The organism is Beijerinckia sp. 28-YEA-48 (assembly GCF_900104955.1).
Taxonomy (GTDB): Bacteria; Pseudomonadota; Alphaproteobacteria; order Rhizobiales; family Beijerinckiaceae; genus Terripilifer.
Genome location: NZ_FNSI01000001.1, coordinates 5,164,695 through 5,181,405, shown reverse-complemented (window position 1 = coordinate 5,181,405; position 16,711 = coordinate 5,164,695). Strand labels below are relative to the sequence as shown.

The window sequence follows — 16,711 nt, the reverse complement described above, 5'->3', positions numbered from 1 at the left end:
AATGGTCGTCGCGCCCGATGGCGATATCGGATGCTGCCGCCATCGCAGTCGATCCCGCAGCCGAACTTCACGACCGGGCCTGCGTCATCACCGCCCCAGAAGCGCGTGAGCAAGTGGCTGCGCGACCGTGCCAGCCCCCGGTCTAAGACAATTGAAGATAACCAAATATTAACCTAGATCATTCGAGTATTACGACCGTAATGATTCGATTTATCATTGACTTAGACCTTATCCATTGCGCATTGCATCTCAGTGGCGGAACTAGCGGATAACTGCTTTTCGCCAATCGGCGCGTGCGTAGCCGGGGGAGCACGCGGAGAATGATGAGACGCACGGCAACGGACGGCGCCCATGCCGTCAGCTTCCGCCGATTCTTGTTTCTGACGACGGCGATGGTCACGCTCGTCACGATTGCCGGCATGCAACCGGTATGCGCGCAATCGGTCACCGGCAGCGGCGTTAATCCGGGCGGCATCGTATCGCCAAACTGGTCAGTTGGCGAGGATCTCCAAGTTGGCGTTCCAGGCGGTGGTACGCTGAACATCCTGGGCGGCGGCACGGTGACCAATGACACTGGCATGATTGGCGCAAACGCCTTGGATCAAGGGACGGTCACCGTCTCGGGCCACGATGCGAGCGGCAACGCCTCGACCTGGACCAATAACGGTGACCTCGTTGTTGGTCAGGATGGCAGGGGCACGCTCAGCATCCTGGATGGCGGCAAAGTGAGCAATGTCGACGCCTATATCGGTGCCGGGACCGGCAGCCAGGGCGACGTCACTGTCTCCGGCCGCGACGTCAACGGCAATGCCTCGACTTGGAACAGCACCGGTCAGATCAACATTGGCGACAATGGCGCCGGCACGCTCCTCATCCAGAATGGCGGGGTGGTGAACAGCGCATTGGCCTTGATCGGCATCGATAGCGACGGCACTGGCACTGGTACCGGCACGGTCACTGTCTCTGGCCACGACGGCAACGGCCATGCCTCGACCTGGAACAATACCAACCAAGTCTATATCGGTGGCGGCACAGGCACGCTCAACATTCTGGATGGCGGGGTGGTGAACAGTGGACAAGCCGTTATTGCCTACGGGACCGACAGCCAGGGCAATGTAATTGTCTCGGGCCGCGACAGCAACGGCAATGCCTCGACCTGGAATGCCGCCAACAATATCTATGTCGGGTTTTCAGGCAACGGCACGCTCACGATAGCGGACGGCGCCGCGGTGGACACGCGTACTCAACCCGGGGGCGGGGCTGCATCCATCTATATCGGTTACTTCAGCGGCAGCCAGGGCACGGTCAATGTCTCAAGCACCACCGGCAACGTCTCGAGTTTGACCGCGACCGACTACATTGATGTTGGTAGCAACGGCAGCGGCACGATGACCGTTGGGAAAGGTGGCTTCGTGAGTGCCGCCAACGATGTGTATATCGGCCGCTTCAGCACGGCGAGTGGCACGCTCCAGCTCGACGGGGATGCCAGCGGGCGTGGCGTTCTCGAAACCGGCTCGGTGATCAAAGGGATTGGCACTACTACGATCCTCGACCTCAACGGCGGCATTCTGCGTGCGAACCGAAATGAAGCCAATTTTCTGAACGGCTTCACGGCATTGACCGTGTCAGCCGGGGGCGCCTGGTTTGACACCAACGGGCATGACATCGGCATAGGCACAAATTTTTCCGGCTCGTCCAACTTCAACAAATTGGGCCTCGGTCAATTGACGCTAACCGGAGACAGCTCCGGCTTTACCGGCGCATCGACCGTGTCAGCCGGCACATTGGCCGTGAACGGCGTGCTGGGCGGCAACATGCTGGTCGACACCGCCGGACGGCTCGTAGGCACCGGCAGCGTGGGCCACGTCGTCAATACGGGTGTCATCGCGCCGGGCTATGGCAATGCCATGGGGACCCTCACGATTCAGGGCGACTATGTCAGCAACGGCGGCCGCCTCGAAATCGCGACGGTTCTGGGCGACGACAATTCGCAGACCAGCCGCCTCAGGATTACCGGCTCGACCTCAGGCGTTACACAAGTCAGCATCATCAACCGTGGTGGCATTGGCGCGCAGACGGTGGAAGGCATCAGGATCGTCGAGGTGGCAGGTGCGTCCAACGGCACTTTCGTGCTCAACGGGAACTATACCTTTGGTGGAGCACCGGCGGTGATTGCCGGCGCTTATGTCTATCGCCTCTATCAAGGTGGCGTTTCCACACCCACGGATGGCGACTGGTATCTGCGTTCAGCCCTGAACGATCCCGGCACGCCAAGTGCACCGGGCGGTCCCGCTGCGATGCCACTCTATCAGCCCGGCGTGCCGGTCTATGAAGCCTATGGCTCTAATTTACAATCGCTCAACACTCTGCCGACGTTACAGCAACGCGTCGGCAACCGCATCTGGGGACCAGGCGCCAATGGCGATGGCAATGGAATTTGGGGCCGAACGGAAGGCGCCCGCGGCCGCTTCAGCAATGCCGCTGTGTCGACCACCGGCTTGGATCAGAGCATCGATACCTGGAAGATGCAGGTGGGCGCCGACCGGGTGCTTGTCGATAGCGACACGAAGGGACGTCTGGTGGCCAGCGCCAACGTCTCCTATGGCGAGGCCAACAGCCGGCTCAACTCGGTGTTCGGCGACGGCGGACTGAAGACCAACGGCTATGGCCTTGGCGCGACACTGACCTGGTATGGTGTCACGGGCTTCTATGTCGACGGTCAGGCGCAGATCAACCGCTATAGCAGCAACCTCAATTCCAAAGCTCTCGGCTTGCTCACCCACAACAATGGCGGCAGCGGCGAGGCATTCAGCATCGAAGCAGGCAAACGGATCTCGTTGAGCCAGAGATTTGGCATCACGCCGCAATTCCAGATGGTCTATTCGAATGTGCGGTTTGATCGATTTGTTGATCCGACAGGTGCGCTCGTGTCATCAGGCAACAACAACAGCTTCCGGACGCGTTGGGGCATTGCGCTCGATCATCAAGGCTCATGGGACGGCGGCCGCAGTCGCATTTATGGAATCGCCAATGTCAGTTATGAATGGCTCCATGGCATGCGCACTCTGGTCGCGGGAACACCCATCATCAATGCCGGCGAACGGCTATGGGGCGAACTCGGCCTCGGTGCGAGCGTGACCTGGCACAAGGCTCTCACCTTTTATGGCGAGCTTTCTGGCAGCACGCCATTCCGTGATTTCGGCACCAGCTACATCCTCAAGGGCAACATCGGTCTCCGCGCACAATTTTGATTTGGCGACGTCCACCTGAGCCAGGACGCCTCATAGACCGAGAACAACAGGTATAGGCATTGTCGCTGCGGGGCGCCTTATCCATCAACCGGTCGTCAGACCGGCCTCGCCGGCAAAGGCCGAACCCGAAACGAGAAAACCCGCGATGAAGGCGGAAAAAACCTGGAATGAAGGAAAGGATGACGCCTTTCCTGCCCGTCGCCGTAGGAACGGCGGAATTCCGCTGCCAAATGGCCGTTTCGGCGGTACGCCGGGCGCACAAGGCGCGGGCAAACCGGGCCGGACTTGACGGCGCGGCCGAAGCGGGCCACCCAACAGCCTCCCATGCAAAACACTATGACCGACTGGCCCGACACATTCACTTTCGACGGTTTCGCGATCGATGAACCGACGCGCACGGTGGCGCTCAACTACCGGCTCGGCGACGCCCTCGCCTTTACCGAGCGGCTGACCTTCGAAGCGCCCCTGCCCGCCGCCAGCTCGCCATTGCGGCCGGGCTTCGAGGCGGCGCTCGAGGCGCTGCACATCCTGGCCGGCGTTTCCTATTATAAGACCTGCCTGCCTCGTCACCTCATCATCCGGGGCGCCAGCCTCGACGACGCGCAGCGTCGTTTCTTCCAGACCCTCTATGTCGACGGCCTCGGCGAGTTCGGCGTGCGCAATAAAATCGATGTCGCTGCCCGCGTCGATTTCCTCAACGCGCGTTTTGACGATACACGCCCGGTGCGCAGCGCCGGCAACGCGCCCCTCACCCGCCGCGCCGCCGTGCTGATCGGCGGCGGCAAGGATTCGCTCGTCTCGGTTGAAATGCTGCGTGCCGGTGGCGAGCTGATGAGCCTGTTCGCCGTCAATCCGAAAAAGCCCATTCTCGAATCCGCGGCCGCCAGCGGCCTGCCCTTCGCCCAGGTGACCCGCAAGCTCGATCCGCTGCTGTTTGAGCTGAACGAAAAGGGCGCGCTCAACGGCCATGTGCCGATCACCGCCATCGTCAGCTTCATCGCGCTGGCCGCGAGTTTCGTTTACGGCTTCGATACTGTCGTGCTGTCGAATGAACGCTCCGCCGACCAAGGCAATGTCAATGTCGATGGCCGCGACATCAACCACCAGTTCTCCAAGACCACTGGCGCCGAGCGCGAGCTCTCCGCTTATGTGGCGCGCCATATCGACAAGGGCCTGAGCTATTTCTCACTGCTGCGCCCCCTGTCGGAAGCCCACATCGGCCAGCTGATGGCGCGCGTGAGCCGCTACGATCACGCCTTCACCTCCTGCAACCGCGCCTTCCAGATCAATCCAAAGCAGGAGCCAAAGCGCTGGTGCGGTGATTGTCCGAAATGCCGTTTCACCTTCCTCATTCTCGCCAATGCGATGGAGAAGTCGCGCATCGAAGCCATTCTCGGCAAGAACATGCTCGACGATGAAACGCAGACGCAGGGCTATGAGGAACTGATGGGCCTCTCCGGCCACAAGCCGTGGGAATGCGTCGGCGAGATCGCTGAATCCGGCGCGGCGCTGTTGCGCCTGGCCGAGCGGCCCGAATGGCAAGACGCCGCTATCATTCGTGCGCTGGCGCCGCGCCTCAAAACGCTGATGCCAAATTGGCAAGAGGTGTGGGCTGAGTTGATGACGCCGTCGTTCGATCACGCCCTGCCGCCCCGCTATGCCGCGATGCTCGACGCCTATGTCCGTTAAGCCGCGCAAAATCGCCATATGGGGCTATGGCCGCGAGGGCCAGGCGGCACTCGTCCATCTGCAAGCGCTGCATCCGGGCGATGCCTTCACCATCCTCAACGACACGCCGCTCGATACGGCCCCGCCGGCCCAGGTACGCGTCCTCACCGGCGAAGCCGCAGGCGAAGCGCTGCGCACCGAGCCTTTCGACATCATCGTCAAAAGCCCCGGCATCAGCCTCTACCGGCCTGAAGCAACGGCGGCACGGGCGCTTGGCGCCACGATCACATCGGCCACCAATCTATGGTTTAAGGAAAACGCCAGTGCCCACACGATTGCCGTCACCGGCACCAAGGGCAAGAGCACGACGTCGCGTCTGCTGCATCATATCCTGCAACAGGCCGGACGCGACGTGGCGCTGCTCGGCAATGTCGGCGTCGCGGCACTCGGCCAGAAAGCCGGTCGCGATCATACGGTGCTGGAACTCTCGTCCTATCAGATCGCCGACCTCGCCCATGCGCCGTCGATGGCGGTCATCACCAATCTCTATGTCGATCACGTGCCCTGGCACGGTTCGATCGCGCAATATCACACCGACAAACTGCGCTTGATCGCCGATCCGAGTACGCGCGCCGTGCTCAATCACGGCAACGCAGGCCTGCGCAGCCATGCGGGCCAGCGCGCTAATGTGCTGTGGTACAATCGCGACGACGGCTTCCATGTCCGCGACGGCGCGTTGTTCTTTCGCGATCAAAAGGTCGACACCAGCCAGTTCCCGCTGCGCGGCAGCCACAATCTGGAAAATCTCGCCGCCGCCTGCACGGTCGCTGACGATCTCGGCATCGAAGGCTTGCGTCAGCGCGTCGCCATTCCCGATTTCGCCCAGCTGCGCCATCGCCAGGAAGAATTCCGCACCAAGAATGGCGTGCTTTGTGTCAATGACTCGATCTCGACCGTGCCGGAAGCCACCCTCGTGGCGCTCGAAGCCTATCGCGGCCTGCCCTGCGTGCTCATCCTCGGCGGTCACGATCGCGGCCAGAACCACGCCGCGCTTTTGGATTATCTGCCAGGCGCCGGTCTCGCAGCCTTGCTGCTCTTGCCCGACACCGGCCGACGGATTGCCGAAGAGATGAAGGGTCGTGACTGGCCCTTCCCCATCGTGCCGGTCGACGATCTCGCCCAGGCGGTGCGCGAGGCCATGGCGCGCGTGCCGCAGGACGGCGTCGTCATGCTCTCGCCCGCAGCGCCAAGCTTCGGCCAGTTCCGCAATTTCGAGGATCGCGGCGACCGCTTCAAGGCATTGATTGAGGCTGTCGCCTAAACGCTTCCCGTCATTGCGAGCGCAGCGAAGCAATCCAGGAGCCAGAGGCGAAACGAATCGCAAATACCTCTGCGCCGCAGTTACTTCTTAGCATTACACCGCCCGCCCCTGGATTGCTTCGTCACTACGCTCCTCGCAATGACGATCCCTACTCCTTGATCCCCCAATTGCGAGCGATCTCGGCGATGCGGGTCGCCGTCATCTCGGGATGGGAGCGCACCACGTCGTGCAGGGCGTCGAATTCGCTATAGTCCCAATCGGGCTTGCCCTTTACCTCGTCGGCGAATTGATAGAAGGGCGAGTCCTTGTAGGCCGTGCAGAGAATGTAGTGCCGCCTGGGCCAAGTGCGCTCAGCCTCAGGCCGCACCGAGACCCATTTCTCCGACAGGGTGCCGATCGGCTGCGGCGTGAACAGCGGTCCCCATTGCGCCGCCAGCTCTGGCGGCATCGGCGGCACGTTGGGGCGCGGCACCGAATGGCCGCCGTCATGGGCCATCGCGCCTTTCTTCTGCATCTCGACACGCTCTTCGCCGACGATATCCCAGAGCGATTGCCCGCTCTTGGGCAGGAAGGCATCGAGATAGACCATGCCGGCGACGCGTTGCGGCTCGCGATCCACCGCGCCGGTGATCACCATGCCGCCGTAGCTGTGGCCGACGACGAGAACGTTTTCCAATTCCTCATAACGCATCAGGCCGGCGATATCGGCGATATGCGTCGAGAGACTAACGGAGCGCGGGTCGACATGGGAGCGCTCGGCAATGCCCGTCATTGACGGTGCATAGACATCGAACCCTTGTTTGCGCAGTAGGCGCGCCGTATCGCGCCATGACCATGCGCCAGCCCAGGCGCCATGCACCAAGAGAATGGTCATCCGTTATTCCTCCCTGTTCAGTGCTGTCTTTATTCGTCTGACAGCTTGCCTACCGCGCCGCCGGCATCTTGGCCAGCCGGGGCTTCCGCATCCTCCGGCTCCTCTGATGCTTGCTTCTGCCGCTGCCGCGTCTTGGCTTGAAGCCGCGGCCCTTCGGAAATGCGGACGATGGCGCCCCACAGGGTGCGCACGTCCTGCTCGGTCAACTGCATGCGGTGGAACATGTTGCGTATATTGCGCTGCATGCTCGGCCGCTTGCTGAGGGGGCGGAAGAAGCCGCCTTCATCGAGCTTGCTCTCGAAATAATTGAAGAAGGAGACGATCATTTCGCGGGTCGCCGGATGCGAACGCTCGGGCGTCTCGAACGGCAGCGCCGCAGAATGAGCGGCGCGAAACCATTCGTAACCGGTCAACAGTACCGCCTGCGCCAGGTTGAGGGACGCATAGGCCGGATTGACCGGAAAGGTGATGATGGCATCGGCGAGCGCCACTTCGTCGCTGTCGAGGCCGGTGCGTTCGGGGCCAAAGAGAATGCCGTGCTTGGCGCCCGTGGCGAAGCCCGCCTGGGTCTCGCGCATGGCAGCCTCCGGCGGCTCCACCCGTTTGCCCTGACCGCGCTCACGCGCCGTCGTCGCCCAGACAAAATTGAGATCGGCGATCGCCTCTTCCAGGCTGTCGAACAGTTTCGCGCCTTCGAGCAGATGCACCGCGCCAGCCGCCGCCGCATTGGCGCCCTTGCGCAGCGCGCCGGTGCGCGGCCAGCCCTCGCGCGGATTGACCAGGCGCAAGTCGTTGAGGCCGAAATTGGCCATCGCCCGCGCGCACATGCCGATGTTCACCGCCAATTGCGGCCGCACCAGAATGACCGCGGGTCCGCAGGCAATGTTCGGTTGTGATTTGTTCGTGCCTGCGCCGACCACCAGAAGCTCCGCAATTTGCGTGAAGCGGCGCACCATAGTCGTTGTCCACGCAACGGCAAGCGCCAGAAATGCAAACGGGCGGCCAAAGCCGCCCGTTCAAAGACATGATCCGAAAATTACGGCGCGGCGGTCCCGCGACCGCGATCGCCACCAGCCCAGCGCTTCTGGCCACCGCCATTCGGCTTGCCGAAGCCCGGCTTGCCGCCACCTGACTTACCGAAGGGGCGCTTGCCGGCGTAGGGCTTGCCGCCCGGCGCATGGGTCGCCTGCACGCCCGGTTCGCCACGGACCTGGTTGCTGCTGTGCGGCGCAGCGGAACGCTGGCCACCCGGATGCTGGCTAGCCGAATGATGGCCACCTGGATGCTGACCTTGACCCTGGCGCTGTTGGCCTTGGCGCGGTCCCGGGCGTTGGCCCGGACGCTTGGCCTGGCGCTCGGCATAGGGCGTGCCGGCGGGCGGCGGCGACGAGCGCCGCTCGACCACCGGAATGGTCATCCGCGTCAGCTTCTCGATGCCGCGCAGCATGCCGCGCTCGCTGTTATCGCACAACGAGATGGCCACACCCTCGGCGCCGGCGCGCGCCGTGCGGCCGATCCGGTGGACGTAGCTTTCCGGCACTTCCGGCAGTTCGAAGTTGATCACATGGGTCACGTTCGAGACGTCGATGCCGCGCGCGGCGATGTCGGTCGCGACCAACACACGAGTCTTCCCCTGCTTGAAATCGTCGAGCGCCCGCACCCGCTGGCCCTGGCTCTTGTTGCCATGGATCGCGGCCGACGGAATCTTCGAGATCTCCAGCGCCTTGCTGACGCGATCAGCGCCACGCTTGGTGCGGGTGAAGACGATGGTGCGCTGAAACTCTTCCTGTTTCAGCAGTTCGATGAGGATCGACTGCTTGGCGCCGCCATCGACCATGATGACTTCCTGGCGCACGCGCTCGGCCGTGGTCGCCACCGGCGCCACCGACACATGGACCGGGTTCTTGAGGAACTCAGCCGCCAGGGAGGCGATTTCCTTCGGCATGGTGGCCGAGAAGAACAGGCTCTGGCGCTGCTTCGGCAGTTTGGCCAGAATTTTCCGCAGCGGCACGATGAAGCCAAGATCGAACATGTGATCGGCTTCGTCGAGCACCACGATATCCGTGGTCGCCAGGCTGATCGTGCCCGACTCGAGATGGTCGAGCAGCCGGCCCGGCGTGGCGACGAGCACGTCGACGCCGCGCGTCAAAGCCTTGATCTGCGCGCCATAGGCGACGCCACCAACCACGGTCGTCACATGGACGCCCGAGAAACGGCTATAGGCCCGGAAGCTGTCGGCGATCTGCGCCACCAGTTCGCGTGTCGGCGCCAGCACCAGGGCACGGGCCCGGCGCGGTTCGGCAACCTTACGCTCACCAGCGAAACGGGTCAGGATCGGCAGCGCGAAGGCTGCGGTTTTGCCAGTGCCTGTCTGGGCGATGCCCAGAAGATCATGGCCTTTAATGAGATGGGGGATTGCCTGGGCCTGGATCGGCGTCGGCGTTTCATAGCCCTCCTTACGCAAAGCGCGGAGGATGGTCTCGGCAACGCCGAGAGCCGCAAAATCTGTCACGATGAATCTTTCATTGGCCCCTGGACACGGCTTTTCGCGCCGCCCGAAGGCTGGTTTGGGGGACGCGCCCCGCGTATCCGGGCTGTCGTGGGGTTTCGACCGAGGCGCTCAACGGAGGAGCCAAAAGAATGGCTTAACGCGACCGGAGCACCTTTTGCTGCGATGCAGCGTGCTTCCGATACACGGGAACCACACTCACGTCAAAGGAATTCCCGCGGTCGGCCCGTAAAACACGAGAATCGCGTCAAAAAAGGCGCCTAGTTCCACTCCAGCAGGTTGAACGTGAAGCCTTCAGGCTTCTTGGTGCCGCCCACGGGGATTTTCACATCCCTGCTATGGGCAATCAGGGACGCCAGGGGTGTGACCGGCATCGAATAGCGTTCCGCCGTGGCCCTGTCGAAAATGACCTTGTGGATCGCCTCGCGCTTCTTCGGGTCCGTCTCGGCCAGGGCCGCCTTCTGCAGACGCTCCAGTTCCGCGTCCTGATTGTAGTTACGGTCGCCTTTTTCGTAGAAAAAATTGACCGTCGATTCCACGTCGGGATTACCGCCGCCATTGTCCCAGGCGACGATATAGGCGGCCAGCTGGCCACTGGCCCGCTTGCTGATGAAGCCCGTCGAGGTCAGGCTCTCGACGGCCGCCGTGATGCCGACCCGGCGCAGTTGCCCGGCCACCGCTTCCGCCACCGGCCGGGCCGCGCCCCAGGTGGCGATCGTCATGCTGAAACCGCTCGGCAGCCCGGCCTCCTTCAGCAAGTGCCGCGATTGCGCCAGATCGTAAGCCGGCGGCGTCAGCGACGACACGCAGCCGTCATGCCAGGAATGGCACATGGCCTGCTGCAGGGGCTCGGCGGCGATTTCCTGCGGTTGCAGCGCATTGACGAGGGCCTGGCGATCGATGGCGCGAAACACCGCCTCACGCACGCGCTTGTCCTTGAACTTGTCGACCCCGGAGCGGGCCCCGACATCAAGCGCAAGATAGGTGAATGCTATGCTCGGGCGCACCGCGAGCCGAATATGGGGATTGCCCCGCATCAGCTCGGCGACTTCGCTCGGCACGTCATACATCAGGTCCTGTTCGCCAATCATCATCTTGGCGAGCTGTGTCTGATGATCGGGAATCGGCATGACGATGATCCTGCCGATCTTCGCCGCCTTCTGCCCGCCGTTGATTTCCTTGAAATAGGGATTCTTTTCGAGCACCACGCCTCGCGCCGGATCGACCATCGTGGCCTTGTAAGGCCCCGTACCGATAGGGTTGCGGCCGAAGGTCGATTTGTCGGCAAGCTTGCCGTGAACGTCAGAGGGATAGATCGTCAGGCTAGTCGACAGCCGCGACAGGATCGGCCCATAGGGCATTTTGATTTTCAAACGCACCGTGAATGCGTCGATCTTCTCGACCGATTCAAACAGGCCGTAACGCGTTTCCTTGAAGCGGAAACGGCTCGACGGATCGAGAATGAAATTGACGGTGTAGACCACGTCGTCGGCATCGAAGTCCGAACCGTCGTGGAATTTGACGCCTTGGCGCAATTTGAATTCGATCGTTCTGTCGTCGATGAAGGTCCAGGAGTCCGCCAGGCCCGGCACCACTTCGCGCTTGTCGGAATCGTATTGCACCAGCGTATCGAAGACCACGCGGTCCATCAGCGCCGTCTGTGGCTGCGGATCATAGAGCGCGTCGATCATCGAGATCGGCTGGTAGACGCCGATGCGTAATGTGTCTTGCGCTTTCTGCGCCTGCGCCGGCCAAGACAATAGACTCGCAGCAACGACAGCCAGCCCAAGCCGACACTGCAATCGACGTGTGATACCCATCGCGTCCTCCCGTCCGGGCTTGGCCGCTTGTCGTCGCGCCCTGTCGCCCAGTGATTTGTCGCAGAAAGTGATTTGTCGCAGAATAGGAGCAGGAAAATAAAAAGGGGCGGCCCCCTGTCCGAGCGCCGCCCCTTTGTCTTCTAGTGCCGCAGGATCATTTCCATTCCAGCAGGTTGAACATGAAGCCTTCCGGCTTCTTGGTGCCGCTGACGGGAATCTTCACGTCCTTGCTGTGGGCGATGATGGCAGCCAATGGCGTGATCGGCATCGAATAACGCTGGGTGGTCACCTTGTCGAAAATGCGCTTGTGGAGTGCTTCGCGCTTCTTCGGATCCATTTCGGCCAGGGCTTGCTTCTGCAGCTCCTCCAGCTCCGAATCCTGATTGTAGTTACGATCGCCCTTCTCATAGAAAAAGTTGACCGTCGATTCGACGTCCGGCGTGCCGCCACCATTATCCCAAAGCACGATATAGGCCTGCAGCTGGCCAGCCGCGCGCTTGGTGATGAAACCGGTCGACGTCAGGCTGTCGATCGCCGCGTTGATGCCAACCTTGCGCAATTGCCCGGCGACCGCTTCGGCCACCGGCCGCGCCGCGCCCCAGGTGGCGATCGTCACGTTGAACCCGTTGGGCATGCCGGCCTCGGTCAAAAGCTGCTTCGCCTTGGCCGGGTCATAGGAAGGTGGGTCGATCGACGATGCGCAGGAATAATGCCACGAGTGGCACATCGCCTGCTGCAACGGCTGGTCGGCGATTTCCTTGGGCTGCAACGCATTGACCAAGGCCTTGCGATCGATGGCGCGGAACATCGCCTCGCGCACGCGAATGTCCTTGAACTTATCGAAGCCCGAGCGATTGGCCGCATCGAGCGCCAGATAGGTGAAGGAGATGCTGGGACGCACCGAAATCTGAATATTCGGATTGCCCTTCATCATCTCGGCGATGTCGGTGGGCACGTCATACATCAGGTCCTGCTCGCCGATCATCATCTTGGCGAGCTGAGTCTGCTGATCGGGAATCGGCATGACGACGATCTTGCCGATCTTGGCCGCCGGCTGGCCGGCATTGACCTCCTTGAAGAAGGGATTCCTCTCCAGGATGACGCCCTTGCTGGGATCGACCATCGTCGCCTTATAGGGACCGGTGCCGATGGGATTGCGGCCGAACGTCGATTTATCGGCGAGCTTGCTGTGGATGTGCGCCGGATAGATCGGCAGGGTCGAGGCCATGCGCGTCAACAGCGAAGCGTAAGGCGATTTGACCTTCAGGCGAACGGTGTAATTGTCGATCTTCTCGATCGACTCGAACAGGCCGAAACGGGTTTCCTTGAAGCGGAACTTACTCGACGGATCGATGACGAAATTGACCGTATAGACCACGTCGTCAGCGGTGAAGTCCGACCCGTCGTGGAATTTCACCCCCTGGCGCAGTTTGAACTCGACCGTGGTGTCATTGAGGAATTTCCAGGATTCCGCCAGGCCGGGCACCACTTCGCGCTTGTCCGAATCGTATTGCACCAAAGTGTCGAAAACGACCCGGTCCATCAGATTGGTCTGTGGCTGCGGGTCATACAGGGCGTCGATGATCGAAATCGGCTGGTAGGCACCGATGCGCAACGTATCCTGGGCCTTTTGGGCCAGGGCCGGCAGCGGCATCAGCCCGGCGGCGGCCGCCCCCGAAGCGGCAACGACGGCCAGTCCAAATCGACGCGTGAATCGACCTTTGGTGAGCATATTTTCCCTCCCTCTCCGAGCGCAAGTGATGTGCCGGCGTATAAATCCCGGCGATTAGGCGCTCTCCCTAGGGTTTGCACGATATTGCAGCTTTTCGTTTCCCGCCAGCCCTCGCGAAATTTTGGCTGATGGTCGAGGCACCCGTATTTGCCGTTTCGGCCACCCATGCTAAGGGGGCGCGCCGACCGGATGGCCCCTCGCATTTGAGGACCGTCCGGCACAGGAATTCATCTGGCCGATCCCGGCCCATCCATAGCTGCCCTGAATTTGAAAGGTCGCGCCACATGCAGAAGATCAAGGTCGCCAATCCGGTCGTCGAAATGGACGGCGACGAAATGACCCGCATCATTTGGCAGCTCATCAAAGACAAGCTCATCCACCCCTATCTCGACATCGACCTGAAATATTATGACCTGTCGGTCGAGAAGCGCGACGAGACCAACGACCAGATCACCATCGACGCGGCCGAAGCGACGAAGAAATACGGCGTCGCCGTCAAGTGCGCGACCATCACGCCCGACGAAGCGCGCGTGAAAGAGTTCAACCTCAAGGACATGTGGAAGTCGCCTAACGGCACGATCCGCAACATCCTCGGCGGCACGATCTTCCGCGAGCCGATCATCTGCAAGAACGTCCCGCGCCTGGTGCCCGGCTGGACCCAGCCGATCGTCGTCGGCCGTCATGCCTATGGTGACCAGTATCGCGCCACCGACCTGAAGATCCCCGGCAAGGGCCGCCTGACGATCAAGTTCGAAGGTGATGACGGCACCGTCATCGAGCGGGAAGTGTTCAAGTTCCCGGGCGCCGGCGTCGCCATGTCGATGTACAATCTCGACGATTCGATCCGCGACTTCGCCCGCGCCTCGCTGAACTACGGCCTGGCCCGCAAATACCCGGTCTATCTGTCGACCAAGAACACCATCCTGAAAGTCTATGACGGCCGCTTCAAGGACATCTTCCAGGAAGTGTTCGACACCGAGTTCGCTGCCAAGTTCAAGGCTGCCAACATCACCTACGAACATCGCCTGATCGATGACATGGTGGCGGCGGCCCTGAAGTGGTCCGGCGGCTATGTCTGGGCCTGTAAGAACTACGACGGCGACGTCCAGTCCGACACCGTCGCCCAGGGCTATGGCTCGCTCGGCCTGATGACCTCGGTTCTGACCACCCCCGACGGCAAGACCGTCGAGGCGGAAGCCGCCCACGGCACCGTTACCCGCCACTATCGCCAGCATCAGCAGGGCAAGGAAACCTCGACCAATTCCATGGCCTCGATCTTTGCCTGGACCCGTGGCCTGATGCACCGCGCCAAGCTGGACGGCAACGACGCCCTGCTGAAGTTTGCCGAGACCCTGGAAAAAGTCTGCGTCGACACGGTCGAATCAGGCTTCATGACCAAGGATCTGGCGATCCTGGTCAGCGCCGACCAGAAGTGGCTGTCGACGACCGGCTTCCTCGACAAGATCGACGAAAACCTCAAGAAGGCCATGGCTTAAGGGCTAGCAAGCTCCGGGCAATGCTACAGAAACGGGCGCGGTTACCGCGCCCGTTTTCATTTGTCGTGGGATAGAGCTAACGACGCCATTGTCCAGGCTAGGCCGTTTCGCTATAAGCCGCTCCGATCCAATCGGAGACAGTGTGATACGCATGGCTTCAGCGGACATCATTGACGGGGACTATCGCCCGAGTGACGAAGAGGCGTTCATGAATGAGCGCCAGCGCGAGTACTTTCGTCGCAAACTCATCAACTGGAAAGACGACATTCTGAAGGAGGCCCGCGAGACGCTGGCCACCCTGCAGACTGAAAGCGAAAACCACCCTGACATCGCTGACCGGGCCTCGTCGGAGACGGACCGGGCCATCGAGCTGCGGGCGCGGGATCGCCAGCGCAAGCTGATCGCCAAGATCGACGCCGCCATCGCCCGCATCGATGAAGGCACCTACGGCTATTGCGAGGAGACCGGCGAGCCGATTTCCTTGAAGCGGCTCGACGCACGACCGATCGCAACCCTGTCGATCGAGGCGCAGGAACGCCACGAGAAGCGCGAAAAAGTCTATCGCGACGACTAGAGCAAATCGCATTTCGACAGAAACGCGATTTGCCGAGAACCTTTGTTTTGACGCGTCTTCATGGCGCTCGGCGATTCCACCGCGCTGTGAAACGCTCTGAAGCTGGTCCCCGACAAGACCTCAGAATTGAAAAAGGCCCGTCATCCGGGCCTTTTTTGTTGTTCGCAGCCTATTTGATCGAAACAGGATGAGCTCTGGCGATCAGCTCTTGTCGGTCGGGCGACCAAGCAGTTTCGCCATTTCCTCTTCCAGCGCGTCGAGCGGATCGAGTTCCTTGGGGGCCGCCTGGACCGGCTTCACTTCCGGCTTTGGTTCCGGCTGTGGCGGCGGAGCCGGCGGCAATTCGATCTTGGGCTCGACCTTGATAGGCGCCAGTGCAGCAGGCGATGGCGGCGGGACAGGCGGCGTAGAGGCTGGCTTAGGCGCGGCCGGATCGACACGCGGCGGCAGAGTCGGCCCAGCGCGCGACACGGAGGGTGTCAGCGGGCGCGGCGTCAAAGGACGCGGCTGCGGCGGCGGTGGCGGCACGAAGGGACCCGCCGGACGAGCGGCCGGCGGCGGCGCGACAGCCGGCGCCGGAGAGGCCTTGGGAACCGCGACCTGCGGCGTCACCACAGGCGCGGCTGGCGCGGGAGCGGTTGCAGGAGGCTGCGGCGGGATCGGCCTAGGCGCAGGAGCCACGGGGATAGGGGCGACAGGGATGGGAGCCACAGGAACCGGCGCTGGCGCCACGGGCATCGGAGCTGCAGGGGCCGGCGCGGCTGGCGCGACCGCGATCACCGGCGGTGTCATGGCCATCGCGGGCGGCTCTACCGTCGCGTCCGCAGCAGCAAAATCCTTCGGCTGACGCAGATCCACGGAAACCGGCACACGGGAAATGGTCGATTCGATCAAAATGTCGTTAGGACCGCCGATCATCACCAGATGCTCGACATTGTCGCGACGGATCAGCACGAGCTGGCGCTGGCGATCCAGATCATAGGCATCCACGACGCCCAGACGCGGCTGGCGCGCCCGCCCGCCCGCGGCGCCGCGAATGCGGCGTCCGATGATCGCACGATACAGGGCCACAGCGATCAGCAGCACTAAAAGTGCAGCGGCAAGCCCCAATACGATTTGCAGCAAGGGCTTTCCGTCGCCCAGAATGGTGGTCAGATACTGCATCGCCGCCTACACTCCGCCTCGCCCCAAAGCAAACTCATCAAGCAAAACAATATGCAACACTATCTGCCAATACTTTAGCACGCCTTACAACGCGATATTTCGCGACGTTAAGAAATGGTTAACCACGATGGCCCTTGCCTGGAGCCAATCGGATTTCGATCGAAAGACGATTTACCCCCGGATCCTCGTTTTGGCGCGTCTTTCATGCGTTTGACGAAGCCAACCTGCCAAACGCACGCCCGAAACATAAGACCGTAGCCCATCGGCGGAAACAACGACCTGATGATTTCATTCGTTTTTCG

Annotated in this window: 11 protein-coding genes; 5 read left to right on the top strand and 6 right to left on the bottom strand. The window is 61.8% G+C overall.

Going from position 1 to position 16,711, the window contains the following annotated elements; all coding sequences use genetic code 11:
- Nucleotides 1-320 precede the first annotated feature (320 nt).
- From BLW50_RS24240 to murD, 3 genes are all read left to right on the top strand, one after another.
- Nucleotides 321-3,251, top strand: a complete 2,931-nt coding sequence (locus BLW50_RS24240) for an autotransporter outer membrane beta-barrel domain-containing protein (protein WP_090707436.1) — start codon at nucleotides 321-323, stop codon at nucleotides 3,249-3,251.
- Nucleotides 3,252-3,575: 324 nt separating this feature from the next.
- Complete coding sequence (locus BLW50_RS24235) at nucleotides 3,576-4,940, top strand: MurL-like N-terminal domain-containing (protein WP_139267723.1); 1,365 nt, start codon at nucleotides 3,576-3,578, stop codon at nucleotides 4,938-4,940.
- Nucleotides 4,930-6,240 (top strand): UDP-N-acetylmuramoyl-L-alanine--D-glutamate ligase, encoded by a 1,311-nt coding sequence (gene murD / locus BLW50_RS24230; RefSeq protein WP_170850329.1) that lies wholly within the window; start codon nucleotides 4,930-4,932, stop codon nucleotides 6,238-6,240. Before BLW50_RS24235 ends, murD begins: the two co-directional genes overlap by 11 nt.
- Before the next feature lie 148 nt (nucleotides 6,241-6,388).
- On the opposite strand, the gene BLW50_RS24225 is transcribed toward murD, so the two are convergent.
- The 5 genes from BLW50_RS24225 to BLW50_RS24205 form a co-directional block, all read right to left on the bottom strand.
- On the bottom strand, nucleotides 6,389-7,114 hold the full coding sequence (locus BLW50_RS24225; protein ID WP_090707433.1) for an alpha/beta hydrolase: 726 nt from the start codon (nucleotides 7,112-7,114) through the stop codon (nucleotides 6,389-6,391).
- Nucleotides 7,115-7,143: 29 nt separating this feature from the next.
- Nucleotides 7,144-8,034, bottom strand: coding sequence for an RNA methyltransferase (locus BLW50_RS24220; RefSeq protein WP_090709624.1), 891 nt, complete (start codon nucleotides 8,032-8,034; stop codon nucleotides 7,144-7,146).
- 116 nt (nucleotides 8,035-8,150) lie between these two features.
- On the bottom strand, nucleotides 8,151-9,626 hold the full coding sequence (locus BLW50_RS24215; RefSeq protein ID WP_090707432.1) for a DEAD/DEAH box helicase: 1,476 nt from the start codon (nucleotides 9,624-9,626) through the stop codon (nucleotides 8,151-8,153).
- A gap of 257 nt (nucleotides 9,627-9,883) precedes the next feature.
- The gene (locus BLW50_RS24210; protein ID WP_090707431.1) at nucleotides 9,884-11,443 is read right to left on the bottom strand and encodes an ABC transporter substrate-binding protein; all 1,560 of its coding nucleotides are present in this window, start codon (nucleotides 11,441-11,443) and stop codon (nucleotides 9,884-9,886) included.
- A 154-nt stretch (nucleotides 11,444-11,597) separates the two neighbouring features.
- Nucleotides 11,598-13,175 (bottom strand): ABC transporter substrate-binding protein, encoded by a 1,578-nt coding sequence (locus BLW50_RS24205; protein WP_090707430.1) that lies wholly within the window; start codon nucleotides 13,173-13,175, stop codon nucleotides 11,598-11,600.
- 284 nt (nucleotides 13,176-13,459) lie between these two features.
- Here BLW50_RS24205 and BLW50_RS24200 point away from each other — a divergent pair, with 284 nt between their 5' ends.
- Together BLW50_RS24200 and dksA are read left to right on the top strand one after the other, a co-directional pair.
- Nucleotides 13,460-14,671: an NADP-dependent isocitrate dehydrogenase gene (locus tag BLW50_RS24200; protein WP_090707429.1), complete on the top strand. Its 1,212-nt coding sequence runs from the start codon at nucleotides 13,460-13,462 to the stop codon at nucleotides 14,669-14,671.
- A 151-nt stretch (nucleotides 14,672-14,822) separates the two neighbouring features.
- Nucleotides 14,823-15,245: an RNA polymerase-binding protein DksA gene (gene dksA, locus BLW50_RS24195; RefSeq protein WP_090707428.1), complete on the top strand. Its 423-nt coding sequence runs from the start codon at nucleotides 14,823-14,825 to the stop codon at nucleotides 15,243-15,245.
- A gap of 201 nt (nucleotides 15,246-15,446) precedes the next feature.
- Here the strand turns inward: dksA and BLW50_RS24190 are convergent, their stop codons facing one another.
- A complete protein-coding gene (locus BLW50_RS24190; RefSeq protein ID WP_090707427.1) occupies nucleotides 15,447-16,409 on the bottom strand; it encodes a flagellar biosynthetic protein FliO in 963 nt (320 codons plus the stop codon).
- Nucleotides 16,410-16,711 lie beyond the last annotated feature (302 nt).